Source organism: Brevundimonas aurantiaca (assembly GCF_014199955.1).
GTDB lineage: Bacteria > Pseudomonadota > Alphaproteobacteria > Caulobacterales > Caulobacteraceae > Brevundimonas > Brevundimonas aurantiaca.
In genome coordinates this window covers 150,900-173,078 of record NZ_JACHOQ010000001.1, presented here as the reverse complement: position 1 = coordinate 173,078, position 22,179 = coordinate 150,900, and the positions used below count along the sequence as shown (strand labels likewise).

Here is a 22,179-nt window from a genome sequence, read left to right as displayed (position 1 = left end):
GGCGGACCCTTTGCTGCGTCGCAACCTCGCGCCTCAGACCACGGCGAAGGCGATCAATCCGACCGCCGCCGTCAGCAGGGCGACCCAGGTCAGCAGCATGCCGATCACCCGACCCAGCGACGGCCCCGTCTGGAACAGAAGGCCCAGGGCATGGGCCGACCGCCCCACGAACAGGGTCGCCCCCACGCCATGCACCATCCAGGCGGGCGCTCCCACGGCGGCCAGAAGCAGCATGGCGATCATGCCGGGCGCGGCGTATTCGGCGCAATTGCCGAAGGCGCGGGTGGCGGCCGCTAGGTCCGCGATACCGCCGTCCCCCAGCGACACCATATGTTTGCGGCGGCCGCTGACCACAATGCCCGACAGAACCAGGAGCAGCAGGATCAGCAGGCCGCTCCACAGGGCGGCGGCCTGGACGGCGTACATCATGGGGGTGGTCATGGATCAGTCCTCGCGCCCGACGGGATAGAGCAGATAGCGGTCGTCATAGAAGGGCGTCCGCTCATAGAACCAGGCCAGCCGCGCCTGCGGATCAGCCGCGAACGCCGGTTCGGCCGCCAGCTTGGCCTCGAACTCGGCCTTCAGCGCCGGATCGGCCGCCATCATCTTCTCGGCCAGGGGCGCGATGGCGTAGGCCTCGATATATTCGACCCGGCTCATGACTTCGGGGAACAGGCCCCAGGCGAAGAAGCTCTCGCTGGACTGGGGCTCCAGCAGCAGAACGACGACGTCGCCCAGCGGCTGGTCAGTCCGCACGCGCACCGAGCCGGTGGGGAAGGTCCAGTCGCGGCGTTCGACCTCGACCGTCTTCACCGAAGCCTGGACGTGACCCTCGTTCGCCCGCGTCGCCAGTTTCGGCTCGACCAGGCGCAGCATCGACAGGTTCATCGTGCGCGGCGCCTCCAGCGTCTCCATCTCGACGCCGTGGATTTTCAGCCGCTCGATGATGTCGGTGCGATAGCTGGGCACCCAATAGGCGGTGGGGCGGTTCAGGGTCAGCGTCGGCTTGGATCCGTAGAAGGGCATCTGCCACAGCTCGGGATCGGGCCGGCCCAGCCAGCGCACCTCGTCGCGACCCGAGGCGGGGCTGTGATACATCTCGTACAGCATCCCCTTGAACGGGCGGGTGGAGGAGGGGGTCTCTTCCGCCTCGAAATTCGCCAGGATCTGCGCCGGTCGCAGGGCCCGGTCCTGATCGGTCGCCGCCTTCAGCGCCGCGCCCTGATCGGCCAGCAGCCGCATCGCCTCCTCGATGAAAACATAGGTCCCCAGCACCCGCTGTTCGTGCGGTTTCAGACTGTGGTTTTCGATCAAGATCGTCGGCACATGGGCTGCGGCGCCCCAGCCGTTGGAGTAGCGTTCGCCCAGGCCGCCGTCCGACAGCCCCTTCTTCGGTTCGTCGTCGTCGATGCCGAACACCAGTTCGCCGGGGATATGGCCTTGGCGCTCCAGGGCCGCGTTCATCGCCGGCTTGAACACCGTATCCAGCCAGGCCGAGCTGTTGGGGGACCGGCTGAACGATCCATCCTCGCCGTTGAAGCCGTAGGTGACGTCGTACTGGTAATCCAGGCCGTCGGTGACGTGGACGTCCACATAGAGGTCCGGCCGGTACTTCAAGATCAGGCCCCGCACCGCCCGCATCTCGGCCTGGTCAAGCTTCAGATAGTCGCGGTTCAGGTTCTGATTGGTCGCCGTATTGCGCCAGCCCTGGATGCGTGGTCCGCGCTGGTTCGGGCGGGAATAGGCGCCGGCGCGCTCATGCCCGTCCACGCTCAGGATGGGGATCAGGATCAGATTGACCCGGTCCAGCAGGGCGTCCTTCCCATAGAAGGCGATGTCGCGCAGCACCATCATGCCCGCGTCCTTGCCGTCGATCTCGCCCGGATGGATGCCCGCCTGGATCATCAGCACCGGCTTGGCCGGATCGAAGGCCGCGCCGTCCTTGGAGGCGATCACCGCATAGATGGGCCGCCCCTCGGGCGAGACGCCGAACTGTTCGATCCGGATCAGGTCGCTGGCGGCGTCCAGTCGGTCGAACCAGGCGCGGGTATCGACATAGTTCGGCGAAAAGTCATGGCCCCGATCGGCCTCGAACGGCGTCACCCAGGGATCGCTCGCATCGCGCAGCAGGGCCTTCGACGCCCCGTCCCAGGCCGGCGCGGGCGGCAGGAAGGGCTGGTCCCAGGGCGCGATATTGGAAAGAACGGGCGGACGGCCCGGCGATTGGGACATGGCGGGACTCGAGACTAGGGCCGCGACGGCGGCGAACAGAAGCGCGTGACGCATGGATGAAGTCCTCGACCGATCCGGTCCTTATGGCAAGCCTGCGGGCCTCAGCCGGCGACGGCGGCGGGCGTGGCCGGGGTGGGGACGGCGAGGGTCGCCGGCATGCAGGCCAAGATCAAATAGATGGCGACGTGCAGGCCCAGCAGGATGGCGAAGGTCCGCCTGCTGCGGGTCAGGGCCGCCGGAACGACCAGCACCAGATACAGGGGATAGGCGATCGCATAGTTGATCAGCAGCATCGCCGCACCCGGCTTGCCGAGTATTTGAGAGATCGAGACCGCCACCATCAGCGTATTGGCCACGGTGGTCAGGATCAGCACGATCCTCTTGTTGCCCCAGAAATGGTCGTCCAGGTCCATCCCGTCTTCGATCTGGTGCGGAAAGACCAGGGAAGCCGCGATGAAATAGACCATGGCGATCGCCAGGCCGATCACCAGCATGCCGTAGCTGAACGGGGCGTCGCGGAAGGTGTGCCAGGCGGCGTCCCAGAAGGTGGCGATGTCCAGGCCGACGAACAGGGCCAACAGGGACGTCAGCCAGCCGATGCGCAGGGTCTTGCGATGCTGTATCGCCGTGGCCAGGCCCGTGGCGATCACCGCCACCGACAACCCGAGCGCCAAGCCATAGAAACTGAAATAGAATTCGAACGCGCTCACCTGTCCCCCGATCTGACGCCACGCCCAGATATGGAGTTATCGCGCTTGTCTTGGCAAGCGCGCCTCGGCGGCCGATCCGGATCGACGGACTATTCCTTCGCCACCAGGGACCAGCCGCCCTTTTCAACCAGGGGCGCCGCAGCCCGGCTGATGTTCAGGCCGTAATAGGCCAAGAGCGCGATCAGCGCCGCCTTCACGATCCAGGGGCGGCGCGCCAGGGCGGCGATCAGGGTCAGACCGGTGAACAGACTCACGCCGAACCAGAAGAACCAGCTCTTGGCCACCAGATGCAGTTCGCCCTGGGCGGCCGCGACGCCGACGATCAGGCTGGCGACAATGACATTGGCGCTCAGCAGAAGCAGAAGGATGGTGCGCTTGTTGCGCCAGAAATGGGCGTCCAGATCCTCGACCTGATCTTCGTCACGCGGAAAGACCAGGGTGGCCGAGATATAGAACAGGCCTGCGATCACCAGGCCCAGCATCAGAAGGGCCAGATTGAACGGGGCGGGGCGGAAGATGATCCAGGCCTGGAACCAGAAGGTGGTCACATCCAATGCGGCGAACACCACCAGCAGCGGCGTCAACAGGCCGAAGCGCGGCCTTGGATTACGGTTCAGCGTCCGCGCGAACCCGCCCAGCAGTTCCGCCACCGACAGGCCCAGGATCAGCCCATAGAAGCTGAAGAAAAATTCGAACGCGCTCACATCGCCCCCTCGGCGTGAATCAAGGCTTCCGCCCTATTTCCAGATCGACGTCTTGTCGCCGGGCAGGCCGAGCGTGTCCCAGATGGCGTCGATCCTTTCGACCACCGCCTGGTCCATCCGGATCTCCTCGCCCCATTCGCGCTTGGTCTCGGGCGGCCATTTGTCCGTCGCGTCCAGGCCGATCTTGGAGCCCAGGCCGCTCTCGGGGCTGGCGAAATCCAGATAGTCGATCGGGGTGTTCTCGATCACGGTGATGTCGCGCGCCGGGTCCATCTTGGTCGAGATGGCCCACATGACGTCCTTCCAGTCGCGGGCGTCGATGTCGTGGTCCACGACGATGACCCATTTGGTGTACATGAACTGGCGAAGATAGCTCCAGACGCCCAGCATCACTCGCTTGGCGTGGCCCGGATAGGCCTTCTTCATCGACACCACCGCGATCCGGTAGCTGCACCCCTCGGGCGGCAGCCAGAAGTCGACGATCTCGGGGAACTGCTGGCGCAGCAGGGGGATGAAGACCTCGTTCAGCGCCTCGCCCAACACGCTGGGCTCGTCCGGCGGCCGTCCGGTGAAGGTGGTCAGATAGATGGGGTTCCGCCGCATGGTGACGGCGCTGACCTTGAAGACCGGGAACTTTTCGACCGAGTTGTAATAGCCGGTATGGTCGCCATAGGGGCCTTCGTCCTCGAACTCGTCCAGCAGGACGTGGCCCTCCAGCACGATTTCGGCCTGGGCCGGAACCATCAACGGCACGGTCTTGCAAGGTACCAGCTCGGCCTTGGCGCCGCGCATCAGGCCCGCGAACTGATATTCCGACAGGGTGTCCGGCACCGGCGTCACCGCCGCCAGGATGGTCCCCGGATCGGCGCCCAGGACGACGGCGCAGGGCAGGGGCTCCTTGGGCCGCGCCTTCTTGTGCCGGGCGTAGTGCTGGGCCCCGCCGCGATGGGCCAGCCAGCGCATGATCGCCCGGTCCTTGCCCAGGACCTGCATCCGATAGATGCCCAGGTTGAAGTCGTCCTCGCGATCCTCGCTGGGCCCCTTGGTCACGACCAGACCCCAGGTGATCAGGGGCGCCGGCTCGCCGGGCCAGCATGTCTGGACGGGCAGGGCGGCCAGATCGATCTGGTCGCCCTTCAGCACCACCTCCTGCACAGGCGCCTTCTTCACCGTCTTGGGCCGCATCGACATGACGGTCTGCGCCAGGGGCAGCATCTCCATGGCGTCGCTTAAGCCCCGCGGCGGCGTCGGATTTCTCAGGAAGGCCAGCAGTTCCCCGACCTCGCGCAGCTCGCCCGCCGTCGTGCGGTTCTTGCCCTCCAGCGTCACCCCCATGGCGACCCGTTTCACCGTGCCGAACAGATTGGCCAGGCAGGGGACGGGGCTGATGGTCCCGTCCGGCATGACCGGCTTTTCGAACAGCACCGCCGGGCCGCCGTTGCGCAGCAGCCGGGTCTGGATCTCGGTCATCTCCAGCACGGTGGAGACGGGTTCGGACACCCGCACCAGCTCGCCGTCGGCTTCCAGCTGGTCGATGAAGTCACGCAGGGATTTATAGGCCATGGCTCCGCCTAAAGCGCCGGGGCCGAACTGTCACGCCTCGTTCGGCTTAAGACCCGGTCCATCCCGACCAGCGCCGATCCGACCAGCAGGAAAAAGACCAGCAGCCCGCCGAACGTCGCCAGCACCCGGCCCAGCCCCAGGGCGTCAACATTGACGAACCCATAGGGCCACCAGTGGGTGGCGAGCCCGTGACCCAGGGTCCATGCGCCGAAGATCAGCGGAAATCCGAGGGCCTTCACCGGGTCGATCCACCGCAACGCGCCCCTCGGCGTGAACCAAAGCCAGTCCAGCAGGAAGGCGGCCGGCATGACGTAGTGCAGCACCAGATTGACGGCCAAGGTCAGCCCCTCCGGCCGCCAGTAGGGGGCGATCATGAAATGATACACCAGCCCTACGATCAGAATGTAGGTCGTCACGGCGGCGCGAAAGGTCGGCGACGCCGTCCAGCGGGCCAGGGGCCATGTCGGTTTCAGCAAAGGCCCCGTCAGGGCCAGGGCGACCAGTATATTGGTCAGAATCGTGAAGAAGCTGAAGTACTGGACGGTCCGCGTCGCCACCGCCCAGCCGTCCGCCGGCCCCGCCATCAGCAGATACTGCAACGCCAGCGCCGCCCAGCCGATGACGGCGAAGGCGGCGCGCCACAGACGCGGCCGATCTCTTTCCCGCACCATGCGCGCCTCCTCTGATCAGGCGGCGGACTTGTCCCATTCGTAGGCGGGGTCCAGCCAGTCGCCCAGCCGTTCGCCCCGGTCCAGGGCGTCCATCCGCTGCATCTCCTCGCCCGACAGTTCAAAGTCGAAGATGTCGAAATTCTCGCGCGCCCGGCTTTCCTTCGTCGTGCGCGGAATGGCGATGATCCGGTTCTGGATCAGCCAGCGCAGGGTGGCCTGGCCATTGGTCTTGCCATGGGCCTGGGCGATCTCGGAAATCGTGGCGTCGTCTGCGATCTTGCCCTGGGCCAGGGGCGACCAGGCCGTGATCGACGCCCCCAGCTCGGCCGCCGTCGCGACCAGGGCGTCAACGCCCAGATAGGGATGGTGTTCGACCTGATTGGTGATCAGCCGCGCCTTGGACAGGGCCTGGGCCTGCCGGAATTCCTTGGACGGGAAGTTGGACAGGCCGATGTTGCGCGTCAGTCCCCGGTCCTTGGCTTGGTTCAGCGCGCCAAGGGTCTCTTCGAAGGTCGGCGTCGGCTTGGGCCAATGCAGCAGCAGCAGGTCCGGCGTGGTCCCCAGGCTCTCGGCCGATTCCTCGGCCTGTTTCAGCAGGGCGTCATGGGTGAAATGCTCGACCCAGATCTTGGTGGTCAGGAAGATGTCCTCACGCGGCACGCCCGAATCCCGGATGCCTTCGCCCACCGCCTTCTCGTTCTTGTAGATCCAGGCCGTGTCGATGTGGCGATAACCGATCCGCAGGGCCTCGGCGACCATCCGGCGCGCGTCCGACGGCTCCAGCTGCCAGGTGCCGAAGCCGAGCAGGGGAATCTCGACGCCGTCGACGCTGAGGGTGGGCTGATCGCCATAGGCCATGGGGGGAACACCTTCTCACTGGGGGAGCCGAACAGTTAGGCGCCGGGTCCAGCCTTCGAAACCCCTGCGTCGAACCAATCCAGAATTTCCTGCCACAGCGGCTCCAGTCCCTTGCGGAAGGCGCCCTCGTGGCCGATCCGTCGGGCGCCGTAGTCCTGGGAGCGTCGCACCACGATCTCGGACGAGGCGTTGGGATAGGCCTTCAGCAGGGCCGCGCCTGTGCCCGGTGTGGCGATGGGGTCGTCGGGAAAGATCCAGGACCGGATCGGCGCCCGAACCTTGTCGAACCCCTGGGGCTCAAGAGCGCCGGACCTCAGCTCGTCCAGGAAATAGGCGGGCTTCAGGCACCACCGCCTCCACGTCTCGAACACCCCGCGCGGCAGGTCGGTCCCCCGCCACAGCCGGCCCGCGCGGATATAGCCGTGGCGGCGCAGCTGGTGCGGCCCGAAACCGAACCAGAAGAACAGCTCCATCGGATTATAGGTTCGGTGGTGTCCGCCCCACCATCCGGTCCCGACCGAGACGAAGGCGTGGCGGGCGATCTCGCCCTGGTTGGGCATGAAGCCGACGAAATGACCCCCGACGCTGTGTCCGACATGGAAGATCGGCAGGCCCGGCGCCGCCTTCTTCAGAGCCTTCAGCGCCGCCGGCATGTCCAGCCGACCCCAGTCGGGATAGTCCATCTCCATGGCCGCCAGATCCTCGGGCCGCGACCCGCCGATGCCGCGATAGTCATAGGTCAGAACCACGCCGCCCCGTTCGGCCATCCACCGCGCGAACCGGGCGTAAAAGCCGCGCGGAAATCCCGTTCCGGCCGAGACCAGCACCGCCATTCTCGGCCTGTCGCCCCGAAACAGGGTCGCTTCCAGCGGCCAGCCGTCCTCGGCCTTGATCGACCGGTCTTCGACCGTCAGCCCCATGTCGTTTCCGTCCGTTGCTATTTTCAACGGACCCTGACTTATTTCCCCGACGTCAGGTCAAGCCGCGTCATGGGCCTTCACCAAGCGCTTCGGCGCGACCTTGCGCCACCGTTTCCACAGCGCCGCCTTCAGCCAGACGGGATCGACATGGGCGATGCGGGCCAACACGATCGGATAGTCGCGGTAGTGGTCCGTGAAATGAAAGGCGTCGGGGTCCATCTCGATCAGCAAATCCCGCTCGTCCAGATTATCCAGGTGCACCACGATACTGTCGTCCAGCTTCGGACGCAGCCAGGTGAAGAACTTCCCCGCCACCTTGAACGACGGTTCCCCATAGGAGACGCCGTCCTCGACGCCGGGAAAGGACAGCAGCAGAGCACGCACCTCTTCGTGGGTCATTTCCGAACGCCAATCTCAATAGGCCCAACCTCAATAGGCCAGGGCGATCCCGTCCTTGCGCATTTCGGTCGCCGCGCCATAGGTCCAGCGCCCGCCCGGGTTCATCTGCTTCATCACGTTCTGATAGCCGCCGAAGCCGCCGTCCGGCTCGCCCAAGGTCCAGCCCATGGCCCGCAGCTGCGCCTTGGTCGCCTCGGGCACGCCGCTCTCAAGGTGCAACACTCCGGTTCCTTCCTGCGGCTGGCCGGTCGGTTCCGACGAGCCATAGTGCTGCCAGCGCGGGGCATCCCCCGCCGCCTGGGGCTCCAGCCCATAGTCGACCATGTTGATGATGATCTGGGCTTGGCCCTGAGGCTGCATGGCGCCGCCCATGACGCCGAACGCCATCCAGGGCTCGCCGTCCTTGACCGCGAAGCCGGGGATGATGGTCTGGAACGGCCGCTTGCCCGGCGCATAGATGTTGGGGTGGCCGTCGGTCAGGGCGAACAGTTCGCCCCGGTCCTGGAACATGAAGCCCAGCGGTTCGGAGCCGTTGTCGGGCGCCAGGCCCGAACCCATGCCGCGATAGTTGGACTGAATCCAGCTGACCATCATCCCGTCAGCGTCGGCGACGCTGAAATAGGTGGTGTCGCCGTGGTGCGGGGCGTCGCCCGGCATGACGCGGTCCATGACCCGATCGGGCCGGATCAGCTTGGCCCGCTCGGCCGCATAGGCCTTGGAGTTCAGCCATTCGACCGGCGTCTTGGAGAATCGGTCGTCGGCGAACCAGCGCGCCCGGTCCTCGAACGCCAGCCGCTTGGCCTCGGCCTGGACGTGCAGAGAGGCGGCGGACTGGAAGCCCATGGATTTCAGGTCGAACTGTTCGCAGATGTTCAGGATCTGGTTGGTCGACAGGCCCTGGGTGTTCGGCCCCAGGCCGAAGACGTCCACCCCGCGATAGTTGGTCTGGATCGGCTCGACCCATTCGGTGTGGTGGGCCGCCATGTCGGCGCGGGTCATCCAGCCGCCGATCCGCTTGAAATAGGCCTCGATCTGGTCGGCGATGGGGCCGTCATAGAAGGCGTCGCGTCCGCCCTCGGCGATCATCCGCAGCGTCTTGCCCAGGAAGGGATTGGCGAAGACCTCGCCCACCTTGGGCGTCGCCCCGCCCGTGGCCCAGATGCGCTTCCTGTTGTCGTGCTCCTCGATCGGGATCCGCGCCCGATCAAAGGCCGCCATGTTGCGTTCCAGATAGTAGGCGATGACCTGCGGCACGGGCACGCCCTGTTCGCACAGCTCGGCGACCGGCAGCAGCACATCCTTCCACGGCAGCTTGCCGTAGCGCTGGTGCGCGCTCCACCAGGCGTCCACCGTGCCCGGCACGTTCACCGTCACCGCGCCGTAGCGGGGCAGATAGCCGTCCACAGCCCGGGAACGCGCGATCTCCAGACTCAGGCCCCGCGGGCTGGGGCCGGACCCGTTCAGCCCGATCACCTTCTTCTGCTTCGGATCCCACAGCATGCAAAAGGCGTCGCCGCCGATGCCGTTGGCCACCGGCTCCAGAAAGCCCAGGGCCGCGTTGATGGCGATGGCGGCGTCTATGGCCGATCCGCCGCGTCTCAGGGTGTCGATCCCGATCAGGCTGGCGGTCGGATGGGCCGTCGCCGCCGCCCCGTTCATGCCCCAGACGGTCGAGCGGCCCGTGAACCTGGGTCCCGTAATCCGATCTCCGATGCCCACCCCCGCATAGGGATCAGCCGGACGGGCGGTGGAGGGCGTTACGGCCGCCGCCTGTCTCGCCTGGGTTCCGGTCGCGGCCAGGGCGCCGGCGGCCAGGGTTCCTGCGGGCAGGGCGGATAGGAAGGTGCGACGGCGCATGGGCGGACTCCTCGAACAGCCGGGGCTTATCAAGTCCGCCTCGGGCGCGTCCCACAAGCTTCGCCGCAAAGAAAAAGGCCGCGTCCCTTCCGGAACGCGGCCCTGATCCTGGATAGAACCCAGTCCTATTCGATGTCTTCGTTCAGCAGGCCGACCTTGAAGAAGCCGTTCTCCTGCATCTTGTTCATGACTTCCATGAACTGCGAATATTTCACTTCCGGCTGGGCGCGGACGAAGACGCGCTCTTCCTGGCAGGCGCCGCCGCCCAGGGCGGTGCAGACGTCGGCGGCCAGATTGTCGATCGAGGATTGTTGGTCGGCGATGAACAGCTGACCGTTTTCCTGGATGGTGATGTACACTGGTTCCTTCTCTTCGGTCGGATTGGTGGGCGGCTGCGCCGGCGGCAGGTCCAGGCGGATCGAGACCGTCGCCATCGGCGCGGCGACCATGAAGATGATCATCAGCACCAGCAGAATGTCGATGAACGGCGTGATGTTGATATCCGCCGTCTGTTCGATGGTGTGCTTGTCCCCGCCGGAACCACCGATCTTCGCAGCCATGCACCGTCTCCGTTACTCGCCGGCCGTCGTATGCGCCGACATTCCCTATGGATCGCCCGAAAGCTTGATCGGTTCTTGGCGTTCCGATCGCCGCTTGTAAAGCGCTTCTAAACGATCGCGCCTTCCTGCACGTCAATTATATGCGACAGCCATATGCGACAGGGTCGCCGGCTCAGCCCTTCGCCAGCTTCAGGAAACGCTCCGCCAGGGCGGGATCGGACTTGAAGGCGCCGGTGAAGCGGGTCGTGACGGTCGAGACGTGCCGGTGATGCACGCCGCGGGTGGTCATGCACTGGTGGGCAGCGTCGATCATGACCGCGACGCCCTTGGGCTGAAGCTGCGATTCGATCGCTTCGATGATGTCGTTGGTCAGGGTTTCCTGATTCTGCAGCCGCCGGGCGAAGATCTCGACCACCCGCGCCAGCTTGGAGATGCCCACCACCTTCTCGCCGGGCAGATAGGCGACATAGGCCTTGCCCAGGAAGGGGGCCAGGTGGTGCTCGCAGTGGCTCTCCACCTCGATCTCGCGCAGGATGACCATGTCGTCATAGCCGGTCACGTCCTCGAAGGTGCGGCTCAGCTCCTTGGCCGCGTCGGCCTCATAGCCGTCGAACCACTCCCCATAGGCGTCAACCACCCGCTTGGGCGTGTCGATCAGGCCCGGCCGGTCGGGATTGTCGCCGGCCCAGGCGATCAGGGTCCGCACCGCCTCCAGCGCCTGTTCGCGGCTGGGACGCTGCACAGCCGCATCGCTGACGAGGACGGGTTTGGCGGGGGTGACGCTCATGGACTGGATTTCCGGCCGGGGCGGGCGAGGGCGCCCGGTTGTATCTCAGGCCGCTATATGGGACGGACCCTCCGTCCTGCAAGAAAACCTGCCGAAGACCGCTCCATGCCGCTGCACATCCACGACACCCTGCGCCGTGAAAAGCGCCTGTTCGAACCGCGCGATCCGAACCGGGTGACCCTCTATGTCTGCGGCCCGACGGTCTATGACTACGCCCATATCGGCAATGCGCGCCCGCCGGTGGTGTTCGACGTCCTGGCAAGGCTGCTGCGAAGGCAGTACGGGGCGGACAAGGTGCTCTACGCCCGCAACGTCACCGACGTGGACGACAAGATCAATCAGAAGGCCGCCCGCGAGGGGGTGCCGATCGGCGAGGTCACGGCCCGGTACGAGGCCGCCTATCTCGCTGACATGGCCCTGCTGAACGTCTCGCCGCCCGACCTGGCCCCCCATGTCACCGACTATATACCGGCCATTGTCGATCAGATTCAGGCCATCATCGACGCCGGCTGCGCCTATGCGGCCGAGGGGCATGTCCTGTTCGACGTCTCGGCCTATCCGTCCTACGGCGCCCTGTCGGGCCGGAACCTGGACGACATGATCGCCGGCGCCCGGGTCGAGGTCGCGCCCTACAAGAAGAACCCCCACGACTTCGTCCTGTGGAAGCCGTCCAAGCCGGACGAACCGGCCTGGCCCTCCCCCTGGGGCGAGGGGCGCCCCGGCTGGCACATCGAATGCTCGGCCATGATCGAACAGACCCTGGGCCTGCCCATCGACATCCACGGCGGCGGCGTCGACCTGGCCTTCCCCCACCACGAGAACGAGATCGCCCAGGGCGTCTGCGCCCACGGCTGCGCCCACGCCGAGAACGCCCACGACCACTACGCCCGCTACTGGATGCACAACGGCTTCCTGACCGTGGACGCCGAGAAGATGTCCAAGTCGATCGGCAACGTCCTCTTGCTGCACGACCTGGTCCAGTCCATGCCGGGCGAGGTCGTCCGCTGGGCCCTTCTGTCAGCCCACTATCGCCAGCCGCTGGACTGGAACCAGGGACTGTTGGAACAGAGCCGGAAGAATCTGGACCGACTTTACGGCGTCCTGCGTGACGCCGACGCGGCCCTGGCCGACTTCGATCCGGCCACGCTGGACGAGGCCGAGCTGGAGCTGGCCGAGAACGCGCTCGATCCAGTGCTGGACGCGCTGGAGGACGATCTGAACACACCGGGCGCCATAGCTCAGCTCTTCGGGCTGGCGAACGCCTTGCGCGATCTGCTCAATGACGCCGAGGCCGACATCAATGACGTCGCCATGGCTCGCTGGAGCCTGAAAGAAGCCGCCGGCCTGCTCGGCGTGCTGTCGCTGACGCCGGACGCCTGGTTCGAGGGCGGCGATCCCGCCCTGAAGGCCGAGGTCGAGGCCCTGCTCGAACAACGCGCCGCCGCCCGCGCCGCCAAGGACTGGCCTGAGGCCGACCGCATCCGCGACCGCCTGAACGCCCTCAACGTCGTCGTCATGGACGGCCCCGACGGCGCCACCTGGCGCGTGAAGGGGTAAACCGTCCTCCCTCCCGTCACCCTCGGGCTTGTCCCGAGGGCCCACCTCGAACACCGCTCGAAACGGAAGAGGGGCGCACGATCTGTGCGCCCCTCATATGTTTTGAATCAGCTCGATCCGTAGCCCCTCAGGACAAGCCCGAGGGTGGCGGAGTGCTGGATCAATACCGCGCCCGCAGCGTGATCCCGACCGTGCGCGGATCGCCGGGGTTGCCGATCACCAGGCCCGAGTTGCCCGACTGGACGCTGACGAACTGCAGATAGTCCTCATCCAGCGCATTCTTGACCCAAAGCGACGCCTCCCAGCCGTTATCGGCGCGGAAGCCCGCCCGCAGGTTCAGGATCGTATAGCCCTCGATCTCGGTATAGCGCGAGACCGAGGCGTCGGAGTTGTAGGTCGAGCGGAAGCTGGCGTCCGCCCCGCCGTAGAACTGACCCGGCAGGCCCAGGAAGCCCCCATCGCCATGCACTTCGCCGCCCGCCGACGCCGCCCAGGGCGACACACCCGGCAGGTCCTTGCCTGACAGATCGCAGGCCACGGTCGAGGTTCCGATCCGCTCCAGCGGGCAGGGGCCGTTGGCGAAGGAATCGTACTTCGCATCGGTCCAGGCGACGTTTGCGTACAGGTCCAGGTTCTGGTTCGGCCGCGCCACGGCGTCCAGTTCAACCCCCTGGATCACCACCTTCTCGGCATTGGCCAGATAGCCCCGCAGGGCGCCGGGACCGCTGTCGACCACATTGGCCTGATAGTCCTCCACATCGGTGCGATAGGCGGCCAGATTGGCCGTCACCCGCCGGTCGAAGCCCTGCGTTTTCAGCCCCAGCTCATAGGTCGTCACCACCTCGGGCTTGACCACCGCATTGGTCAGAGACGGCTGGCCGCTCGGCAGGTTGGGGATGCCGGCCATGTTGATCCCGGCCGACTTGTAGCCCCGCGCCGCGCTGCCATACACGAGGACATCGTCGCTGAAGTCGTAGGACAGCGAAACCTGACCCGACAGGTCGTCGTCCGAGATTTCGGCGTCATAGGCCTGGGGCCGGGCGATGCCGAGCCTGCGCGAGATCAGGGTGGCGTCCGTCGTGACCAAGCCGCCGGTCGTCGTGGCCGCATAGGCTCCCGACTTCTCCTCGTAGGTGTAGCGCAGCCCTGGCGTCAGGTGCAGCCGATCGGTGATGTTCCAGGTCAACTGGCCGAAGACGGCGTAGGAATCCGTCTCGATCCGGCTGTCGTTGTACACAGTATAGCCGTCCAGCAGGGCGTTCGGCAGGCTGGGGCTCAGCAGCCAGTAGGTGGCGTCAGCCCCGTATTCCGTTACCCCGTGCGTCTCCACCGCCTGGTGGAAGGCGTACAGGCCCCCGGTCCAGTCGATGCGTTGGTTCCCGTTCGAGGACAGGCGCAGTTCCTGGCTCCACTGGTCCTGCCACGACGGGTTGGCCGACTGCCGAACGATGTCCAGCGCCGTATAGTCGCGGTCGTTCTGCGGCCCCCAATCCCACGCCCGCCAGGCCGAGACCGAGGTCAGGGTGGCCCAGCCGAAGTCGTAATCGACGATGGCGGAGACACCGCGATGGATCTGATCGGCCTGAATGCCGCTGTCGACGTCCGCCAACCGGTCATAGGGATGGGTGCTCGCGGGGGCGTAGCCGCGCCCGGCCGCCAGGGCGGCGAACTGCTGGGCGGCGGGCTTCAGCGTCTGGCCTGCCGTCACATAGACCTGGGTGCAGCATTCCGGCGTCAGGTCGGCGTAGTCGGCGAACAGCCGCACCCTCAGTTGGTCCGTCGGCTGGAACAGCAACTGGCCGCGCAGGCTGATCGAGTTCTGGGAATTCTGCTTGGTTCCGGTCGTGACATTGTCCAGCACCCCGTCGCGCCGGGTCGAGACCACCGAGAACCGCCCGGCGACCTTGTCGTCCACAATGGGGCCTGAGACGCTGGCCTTGGCCTGCAGGAAGCCATAGTCGCCGAAGCTCAGCTCGGCCTGGCCCTCGGGCGTGAAGGACGGGTCGCGGGTGGTGATGTTCAGGGCGCCGGCGGTGGTGTTCTTGCCGAACAGCGTCCCCTGCGGTCCGCGCAGGATCTCGATCCGGTCCAGATCGACGAAGTCCAGCGTCGCCGTCGCCGGCCGGCCGTAATAGACTTGGTCCACATAGATCCCGACGCCCTGTTCCAGCCCGTCGTTCGCCAGGCCGTAGCTGGCCCCCAGGCCCCGGATGGTGATGGCGGTGTTGCGCGGGTTCGAGGTCAGCAACTGCACGGTGGGGGCCAGCTGGGTGACCTGGCCGACGTTGTAGGCGCCGGTCCTGTCCAGCAATTCCTCGTTCACCACCGTCAGGGCGATGGGCACGTCCTGCGCCCGTTCGTCCCGCCGACGTGCGGTGACGACGATGTCGCCCAGGCTGGCGGTCGGCGGGGTGGCGGACTGTCGCGCCTGCGTCGAATCCGTAGCGGCGCCCTCCGCCTCCGCCAGGGCGACGGCGGGTACGCTGAGGCAAGCCGTCAAGGCCGCAACCGAAGCCAGAGTGCGGGCGGACGCCCTGGTGACGACAGACATTTTCCCCTCCTGTGATCCGAAGGGAATGCGCCCTAATTAAATCTACCAATCAACTAGGAATTTCTAACACCGGTGTATAGCGCCGCTGGGGGGCGCGCTCCTCAACTCGTCTTCAGCAGCCGGATCAGCGCCGTCTCGAACCCCTTGGCGTCCGGTCCCGGCAGGGCGGTCTTCAACGCGCCGCTCTCGAACAGGGCCATCACCTTCGGATGGACGTAGGAGGTCCGGCACACCGTCGGCGTATTGCCCAACAGGCCCGCCACCGCCTTGACGCAGACGGTGATCTTGCGTTTCGCGTCGGTGGGCGAGGTCGGGGGCTCCATCTCGCGCAGGGCGCGCGCCGCCGAGACCGTGCCCGCCCAGGTGCGGAAGTCCTTGGCCGAGAACTGGTCCCCCATGGCCGCGCGGATATAGGCGTTCACATCGTCCGAGGTGACGGGGCACAGATGGCCCTCGGCGTCGCGGTATTTGAACAATTGGCGCCCCGGCAGCTCCTCCAGGGTCCGGACCACCCGCGCCAGCCGCCGGTCGCGGACGCTGACGCGGTGGTCCTTGCCGCTCTTGCCGCGGAACTCGAACGTCAGGGCGGCGCCGTCGACCTCCAGATGCCGCTTGTTCAGGGTGGTCAGCCCATAGCTGCGGTTCTGACGGGCGTAGGTCGCATTCCCGACCCGGATCAGGGTGATCTCCAGCAGACGGACGGCGGTCGCCAGCACCTTGGCCTTCACCGGTCCCCTCAGGCCCAGATCATGCTCCACCTGGGCGCGCAGCCGGGGCAGGGCGCGTGAGAAGGCCGGCAGCTTGTCGAACTTGTTCTCCGACCGGGCCGTGCTCCAATCGTTGTGATAGCGGTACTGTTTGCGACCCTTCAGGTCCCGGCCCGTGGCCTGGATATGGCCGTTGGCCTTGGGGCAGATCCAGACGTCGGTCCAGGCGGGCGGAATGGCCAGGGCGCGGATCCGGTCCAGAACCTTGGGGTCCTTGACCGGCCGCCCCTCGGCGTCGCGATAGGACCAGCCCTTGCCGGCGCGGCGGCGGGTCAGGCCGGGGTTGTCGTCGCTGCACCAGCTCAGCCCCTGCGGAACCTCGACCACGGGGTCGAAGCCATGCGATCCGTCCGCCATCCCGGCGTTTCCTTTTCAGCGGTCTTTCAGCGGCTTGCCTCAGACCTGCGACGAACGCGGCGCCGCCTTGGCGAGTTCCCCTTGACCCTGCGCGCCCGGCGCGACACGAGGCGGCATGAACTATCGCCACAGCTTCCACGCTGGAAACTTCGCCGACCTGGTCAAACACGCCCTGGTGCTGTGGCTGGTGAAAACCCGCGCGGCGGCGGGCCCGCTGACGGTGCTCGACACCCACGCCGGCGCCGGCCTCTATGACCTGTCCGGAGACGCCGCCCGGTCGAAGGAGGCCGAGGCCGGGGTCGCGCGCCTGATGACCGACCCGGATCGTCCGCCGCTGATGCAGGCCCTGGCGGATCGGGTGGCGGCGCTGAACCCCGACGGCGGCGCCCGTTTCTATCCCGGCTCGCCCGTGCTGATCGCCGACGCCCTTGGGGCCGGCGGAACCTATGTCGGCTATGAGCTGAACCCGCCCGTCCGCGCCCTGCTGGATCGAGCCCTGGCGGATTGCCCCAACGCCGAGGCGCGCGAGGGCGACGGCTACGCCCTGGCCACGGCCGAGGCGGCGCGGGCCAAGGCGCCCCTGATCCTGATCGACCCCCCGTTCGAGAAGCCCGACGACTATATCCGCTCGGCCGAAGCCGCCCTGGCGGTGATTCGCCGCGATCCCGCAGCGACCATCGCCGTCTGGACCCCGCTGAAGGATCTGGAGACCTTCGACGCCTTCACCCGGCGGCTGGAAGGCCAAGCCGGCCCGACCCTGGTCGCCGAGGCCCGCCTGCGCCCCCTGACCAATCCGATGAAGATGAACGGCTGCGCCCTGGTCATCGTCAATCCGCCGCCGGGCGCCGAGCACGCGGCCCGCCAGGTGTGCGGCTGGGTGGCCGATCGTCTGGGCGATCCGGGCGGCCGGGCTGAAATCTGGTCCTTCTGATCGGCGCGCGGCCCGTCTATGGTCGGGTCATGACCCGTATCGCCATTCTGGAAACCGGCCATCCGCCCGAGGCCCTGAAGGACAGTTTCGACGACTATCCGGCCCGGTTCCGCGCCCTGCTGGGCGAAAACGTCCCCACCACCCGGTTCGACGTCCAATCCGGGCATCTGCCGTCCGACCCGTCCGCCTTTCAGGGGGTGATCGTCACCGGCTCGGCCGCCGGCGTCTATGACGACCTGCCGTGGATTCCCCAGCTGGTCGACTGGCTGCGCGCGGCGCGGGGCCGGACCCGGATCGTCGGCATCTGCTTCGGCCACCAGGTCCTGGCCCACGCCTTCGGCGGCGAGGTCGTGAAATCCGACAAGGGCTGGGGCGTCGGCCTGCACCGTTACGACGTCCTCAGCGACGAGCCCTGGATGCACCCCCGCGCCCGCACCATCGCCATTCCGGTCTCGCACCAGGATCAGGTCGTGGCCATTTCGGCCGACGCCCGCGTCATCGCCTCCAGCGGCTTCACCCCCTACGCCGGCCTGGCCTGGGGCGAAGACGCCATCTCTTTCCAGTGCCACCCGGAGTTCCAGCCCGACTACGCCGCCGCCCTGGTCGAGACCCGGCGCGGTTCGCGCATCCCCGAACCCCTGGCCGACGCCGCCCTCGAAAGCCTGAAACGCCCTAACGACCGCGCCGTGCTCACCGCCTGGATCCGCGCCTTCCTGCTGCTGACCCCGCCGCCGGTGGAGGACCAGGGCAGCGGGATCTAGCTTCCTGACTTTCGTCATCCTCCGACAAGCCGCGTCTTCGCGGCGCAGATCGGGGGACCCAGCGGCGCCGAAGGCGATGCGTCCGCCGCATAATGTCCACAGCGCCTCGTCCGCGACAGGTTCGCGCTCGCGCGCGCCGCTGGGTCCCCCGATCTCGCTACGCTCGTCGGAGGATGACGAAAGAAGGGAGGCGCTAAACCCCCAACACCGCAATCAACCCCAGGCTCAGCCCCACCAGGGCCGCCAGCGATAGCACAACGGCCGCCGCCACTCGCCCGCCGGCCCGCGCCACGGCCCGGATGTTGGTCTGCAGCCCCAGGGCCGCCATGGCCGCCACGGTCAGCAGGCCGGACGCCGCCGCCATCGGCTCAAGCACCGCCTGCGGGATCAGGTCCAGGTTCCGCAGCGCGATCATCGCCAGGAAACCGACGATGAACCACGGCAGCAGCTGGTGCAGACCCGGCCCCGTCTTGCCCGCCGCCCGGTCCCGGAAGATCAGCGACAGCACCAGGATCACCGGCCCCAGCATCAGCACCCGCGCCAGCTTGACCACCGTCCCCGTCTGGGTCGCGACCGCGCCGAACGGGGCGGCCGCCGCCAGCACCTGGGGCACGGCGTAGACGGTCAGCCCGGCCAGGGCGCCGTACTGCAGGCCGCTCATGGACATCAGCCCGCCCAGCAGCGGCAGGGTCAGAACCACAACCACCCCCAGCACGGCGGTAAAGGCGATGGAGGCGGCCACCTCTTCGCCGTCGGCGTCGATCACCGGGGCCACGGCGGCGATGGCCGAGTTGCCGCAGATGGCGTTGCCGCACGCCACCAGCAGGGCCATGCGCGGCGTCAGTCCCAGCAGACGGCCGATCCCGAACCCGACCAGGATGGCGGCGGCCACCAGGGCGAAGACCCCCGCCACAAACCCCAGGCCCAGCGAGGACAGGGTCGCCGCGCTGACCGAGGCGCCCAGCAGGACCACGGCGACCTCCAGCAGAATTTTGGCGCTGAAATCGATCCCGACCCTGAACCGCTCATCCGGCGTCCAGGCCGCCCGCACCCCGGCTCCCAGCAGAATGGCCAGGACCAGCGGCTCCAGCCAGACCTTGCCGACCGCCTCGCGTTCCAGGCCGCCCAGGCCCACCGCCGCCAGGGCGACCACCAGGCTCATCATCAGGCCGGGCCAGACCGAACGGGCAAACGCGCCGAGCCGCGCCGCCAGGCCGACGGGGCGGGGCAGGGACGGGGTCGCGACGGCGGCAGAGGCGGCGGACTTCATGGTTCCGCTTGATGCGCGCCCGCTCGACCTCGGTCCAACGGATTGTTATGGTCGTTTCAATCCGATTTGGAGATTGATTGTGACTTTGGAGCGCCTGCGCATCTTCGTCGCCGTGGCCGAGCGTCAGCATGTGACGGCGGCGGCGCGGGCGCTGAACCTGACCCAGTCGGCCGTCTCCAACGCCATTGCGGCGCTGGAGGCCGAACATGACGTCCATCTGTTCGACCGGGTGGGGCGGGGCGTGGTGCTGAACCAGACCGGCCAGGCCTTCCTGCCCGAGGCCAAGGCCGTTCTGGCCCGGGCGGCGGCGGCCGAAGCGGCGCTGGCGGATCTCAGCGCCCTGCGGCGCGGCCGCCTGACCGTCTTCGCCAGCCAGACCATCGCCTCCTACTGGCTGCCCCGTCGCCTGGTCGCCTTCCACGCCGCCCATCCGGGCATCGAACTGGACGTCCAGATCGGCAATACGCGCCAGGCCGCCGCCGCCGTTCTGGGAGGCGAGGCCGAGATCGGCCTGGTCGAGGGCGCGGTCGATGAACCCATGCTGGAACAGACCCGGATCGGTTCAGACCGCCTGGCGGTCGTGGTCGCGCCCGATCATTCCTGGGCCGGCCTGCGCCGTCTGTCGGCGACTGATCTGACCACATCCCCCTGGGTTCTGCGCGAAGCGGGCTCGGGCACCCGTTCGACCCTGGAGGAGGCGGTGCGTCAGGCCGGGATCGATCCCGCAGACCTGCCCGTCGCCATGACCCTGCCGTCGAACGAGGCCGTCCTGGCCGCCGCCGAGGCCGGGGCCGGCGCCACCGCCCTCTCCGAAAGCGTCGCCTACGCCTCCGTCGCCGCCGGCCGCCTGGTCACCGCCGCCTTTTCCCTGCCGGAACGTCCCTTCCGCCTGCTGCGCCACGCCGAACGCTATCGCAGCCGCGCGGGCGACGCGTTTGTGGCGGCGATGGGCTGAGCGGACGCGGAGACATCCCTAATTCCGTTTCGGGCCCTCCCTACACCCCACACCGCCGTCATCCTCGGGCTCGACCCGAGGACCGGATGTTGATCGGGCTGTGCGTCGCCCTTGGCGCAATGCGGCGGACCCGCCGATCCTCGGGTCGAGCCCGAGGATGACGGGATGCGGGAATGGACAGAGAGGATCGCGCTCCTAATTCCAGACCACCGCATTCTGAATTCTAAGGGCTTTCAAAGAAATTTGGCAATCGACCTATCACCCTTCCGGGCGTGGTTAGATTGGGCGCCAGGTCTTTGACAATCGAATGGAAGCACGCCGCCAAACTGCACTCTTTTGCATATTGCACTGATTTCGACGGTGCAGTGCAATTTGGGAACGCGGTTTCAAGGGCACCCAGGTCGCCTGAAATACACTCAAATAGACTCAAAAAAAATTGGAGTCGAAACCGTCTAATCTGCCCGCTCCCCCCGCAGCCCGCGCTCACACTCCACACTCCCGTCATCCTCGGGCTTGACCCGAGGACCGGATGCGGATCGGGCTGTGCGCCCGCCGCTGACGCAATGCGGCGGACAGCCCGGTCCTCGGGTCAAGCCCGAGGATGACGGGTGTATGGGCGCGGCCTACAGCCCGAACCGGGGAAACACGAACCGCTCCAGCAGCAGCGAGGCCGCGAAGTAGAAGCCGATCACCACGAACAGGGTCAGCGGGATCTGCGGCTGCTTCGCCAGGACCAGATAGATCCCGTACAGCACGGCGAACAGGGCCGAGGTGGCCAGGGGCCGCAGCAGGATCTTCGCAAGGGGGGATTTCACGGCCATTTCACCACCGGGGGCATGGAGCTGAGGATCGAATCGACGTTGCCGCCGGTCTTGAGGCCGAACATGGTGCCACGGTCATACAGCAGGTTGAACTCCACATAGCGCCCGCGCCGCACCAGCTGCTCCTCGCGCTCCTCCGGCGTCCAGGCCTCGCCCATCCGCCCGGCGACGATCTTCGGATAGACGTCCAGGAAGGCCAGGCCCACGTCGCGGGTGAAGGCGAAGTCCCTGTCGTGGTCGCCGCTGTCGTGGTGGTCATAGAAGATGCCGCCCGTCCCGCGCGGCTCCTGCCGATGCGGCAGGAAGAAATACTCGTCGCACCAGGCCTTGTACTTGGCGTGCCAGTCGGGATCGTGCGCGTCGCAGGCCGCCTTCATCGCGGCGTGGAAGGCCAGGGTGTCCGGGTGGTCCTGGCGCCGATCCGCGTCCAGCACAGGCGTCAGATCGCCCCCGCCGCCGAACCAGCTCTGGGTCGTGGCGATGAAGCGGGTGTTCATATGCACGGCCGGAATCCGGGGACTCACCGGATGGCAGATCAGGCTGATCCCGGTGGCGAAGAAGCGGGGATCCTCCGCCGCGCCGGGCACGGTCTTGGCGTAGTCGGCCGGGAAGGAGCCGTGCACGGTCGAGACATGGACCCCGACCTTCTCGAACAGCCGGCCGTGCATCATCCCCATGACGCCCCCGCCGCCTGCCTCGCGGGCCCAGGGCGTCCTTACGAACCGCCCCGGCTCCCCCGGAAACAGATCGGCCGGCGCCGCATCCTCCAGCGCCTCGAAGGCCGCATGGATGCGGTCGCGCAGATGCTCGAACCAGGCGCGGGTCTCGACCTTCTTCAGGTCGAGCGGATCGGAAAAGGCGGCGTCGCTCATGCCGTCTCTTAGACCTTCCCCCGCTTGCGGGGGAAGTGTCAGGTCGTGGCGCGCAGCGACACGCCTGACGATGGGG

General features: G+C 67.1%; 21 protein-coding genes. 4 read left to right on the top strand and 17 right to left on the bottom strand.

The genetic code is table 11. The features are described 5' to 3' along the window. Nucleotides 1-33 precede the first annotated feature (33 nt). The 12 genes from GGQ93_RS00790 to folE all read right to left on the bottom strand — a co-directional run bounded on the left by GGQ93_RS00790 (nt 34) and on the right by folE (nt 11,261). A complete protein-coding gene (locus GGQ93_RS00790) occupies nt 34-441 on the bottom strand; it encodes an MAPEG family protein (RefSeq protein WP_054766237.1) in 408 nt (135 codons plus the stop codon). A 3-nt stretch (nt 442-444) separates the two neighbouring features. Continuing rightward, nucleotides 445-2,286: a M14 family metallopeptidase gene (locus GGQ93_RS00785; RefSeq protein ID WP_183214831.1), complete on the bottom strand. Its 1,842-nt coding sequence runs from the start codon at nt 2,284-2,286 to the stop codon at nt 445-447. Nucleotides 2,287-2,333: 47 nt separating this feature from the next. Beyond that, nucleotides 2,334-2,942 carry a hypothetical protein gene (locus GGQ93_RS00780; protein ID WP_054766235.1) on the bottom strand — a complete coding sequence of 203 codons (609 nt, stop codon included), beginning with the start codon at nt 2,940-2,942 and terminating at the stop codon, nt 2,334-2,336. 89 nt (nt 2,943-3,031) lie between these two features. Next, complete coding sequence (locus GGQ93_RS00775) at nt 3,032-3,646, bottom strand: hypothetical protein (protein ID WP_152950700.1); 615 nt, start codon at nt 3,644-3,646, stop codon at nt 3,032-3,034. A 33-nt stretch (nt 3,647-3,679) separates the two neighbouring features. Next, nucleotides 3,680-5,209, bottom strand: coding sequence for a UbiD family decarboxylase (locus GGQ93_RS00770; protein ID WP_183214830.1), 1,530 nt, complete (start codon nt 5,207-5,209; stop codon nt 3,680-3,682). A gap of 8 nt (nt 5,210-5,217) precedes the next feature. Next, the gene (locus GGQ93_RS00765) at nt 5,218-5,880 is read right to left on the bottom strand and encodes a Pr6Pr family membrane protein (protein WP_183214829.1); all 663 of its coding nucleotides are present in this window, start codon (nt 5,878-5,880) and stop codon (nt 5,218-5,220) included. 15 nt (nt 5,881-5,895) lie between these two features. Next, on the bottom strand, nt 5,896-6,738 hold the full coding sequence (locus GGQ93_RS00760; RefSeq protein WP_183214828.1) for an aldo/keto reductase: 843 nt from the start codon (nt 6,736-6,738) through the stop codon (nt 5,896-5,898). 35 nt (nt 6,739-6,773) lie between these two features. Further along, entirely contained in the window at nt 6,774-7,658 is an 885-nt protein-coding gene (locus tag GGQ93_RS00755; protein WP_183214827.1) for an alpha/beta hydrolase family protein, read from the bottom strand. Nucleotides 7,659-7,715: 57 nt separating this feature from the next. Next, nucleotides 7,716-8,057, bottom strand: coding sequence for an MmcQ/YjbR family DNA-binding protein (locus GGQ93_RS00750; protein ID WP_054766229.1), 342 nt, complete (start codon nt 8,055-8,057; stop codon nt 7,716-7,718). A 30-nt stretch (nt 8,058-8,087) separates the two neighbouring features. Then, nucleotides 8,088-9,914, bottom strand: a complete 1,827-nt coding sequence (locus GGQ93_RS00745; RefSeq protein WP_183214826.1) for a gamma-glutamyltransferase family protein — start codon at nt 9,912-9,914, stop codon at nt 8,088-8,090. Between the two features lie 125 nt (nt 9,915-10,039). Continuing rightward, complete coding sequence (locus tag GGQ93_RS00740; RefSeq protein ID WP_054766227.1) at nt 10,040-10,474, bottom strand: biopolymer transporter ExbD; 435 nt, start codon at nt 10,472-10,474, stop codon at nt 10,040-10,042. A gap of 172 nt (nt 10,475-10,646) precedes the next feature. Further along, nucleotides 10,647-11,261 carry a GTP cyclohydrolase I FolE gene (gene folE / locus GGQ93_RS00735; RefSeq protein ID WP_054766226.1) on the bottom strand — a complete coding sequence of 205 codons (615 nt, stop codon included), beginning with the start codon at nt 11,259-11,261 and terminating at the stop codon, nt 10,647-10,649. Between the two features lie 105 nt (nt 11,262-11,366). On the opposite strand from folE, the gene cysS reads away from it, so the two are divergent. Then, entirely contained in the window at nt 11,367-12,818 is a 1,452-nt protein-coding gene (gene cysS / locus GGQ93_RS00730) for a cysteine--tRNA ligase (RefSeq protein ID WP_183214825.1), read from the top strand. 160 nt (nt 12,819-12,978) lie between these two features. Here the strand turns inward: cysS and GGQ93_RS00725 are convergent, their stop codons facing one another. Continuing rightward, nucleotides 12,979-15,369 carry a TonB-dependent receptor gene (locus tag GGQ93_RS00725; RefSeq protein ID WP_183214824.1) on the bottom strand — a complete coding sequence of 797 codons (2,391 nt, stop codon included), beginning with the start codon at nt 15,367-15,369 and terminating at the stop codon, nt 12,979-12,981. A gap of 101 nt (nt 15,370-15,470) precedes the next feature. Next, entirely contained in the window at nt 15,471-16,493 is a 1,023-nt protein-coding gene (locus GGQ93_RS00720; RefSeq protein WP_183214823.1) for a DNA topoisomerase IB, read from the bottom strand. A 115-nt stretch (nt 16,494-16,608) separates the two neighbouring features. Here GGQ93_RS00720 and rlmJ point away from each other — a divergent pair, with 115 nt between their 5' ends. Together rlmJ and GGQ93_RS00710 are read left to right on the top strand one after the other, a co-directional pair. Continuing rightward, nucleotides 16,609-17,424: a 23S rRNA (adenine(2030)-N(6))-methyltransferase RlmJ gene (rlmJ, locus tag GGQ93_RS00715; RefSeq protein WP_183214822.1), complete on the top strand. Its 816-nt coding sequence runs from the start codon at nt 16,609-16,611 to the stop codon at nt 17,422-17,424. Between the two features lie 29 nt (nt 17,425-17,453). Then, a complete protein-coding gene (locus GGQ93_RS00710; RefSeq protein WP_183214821.1) occupies nt 17,454-18,185 on the top strand; it encodes a type 1 glutamine amidotransferase in 732 nt (243 codons plus the stop codon). 193 nt (nt 18,186-18,378) lie between these two features. Here the strand turns inward: GGQ93_RS00710 and GGQ93_RS00705 are convergent, their stop codons facing one another. Beyond that, on the bottom strand, nt 18,379-19,455 hold the full coding sequence (locus tag GGQ93_RS00705) for a YeiH family protein (protein WP_183214820.1): 1,077 nt from the start codon (nt 19,453-19,455) through the stop codon (nt 18,379-18,381). 79 nt (nt 19,456-19,534) lie between these two features. Here GGQ93_RS00705 and GGQ93_RS00700 point away from each other — a divergent pair, with 79 nt between their 5' ends. Further along, nucleotides 19,535-20,410, top strand: a complete 876-nt coding sequence (locus GGQ93_RS00700; RefSeq protein ID WP_183214819.1) for a LysR family transcriptional regulator — start codon at nt 19,535-19,537, stop codon at nt 20,408-20,410. A 623-nt stretch (nt 20,411-21,033) separates the two neighbouring features. Here GGQ93_RS00700 and GGQ93_RS00695 read toward each other — a convergent pair. After that, the gene (locus GGQ93_RS00695) at nt 21,034-21,225 is read right to left on the bottom strand and encodes a hypothetical protein (RefSeq protein ID WP_182714852.1); all 192 of its coding nucleotides are present in this window, start codon (nt 21,223-21,225) and stop codon (nt 21,034-21,036) included. Continuing rightward, on the bottom strand, nt 21,222-22,103 hold the full coding sequence (hemF, locus tag GGQ93_RS00690; RefSeq protein WP_183214818.1) for an oxygen-dependent coproporphyrinogen oxidase: 882 nt from the start codon (nt 22,101-22,103) through the stop codon (nt 21,222-21,224). The genes GGQ93_RS00695 and hemF overlap by 4 nt, the downstream gene beginning before the upstream one ends. Between the last annotated feature and the right edge of the window lie 76 nt (nt 22,104-22,179).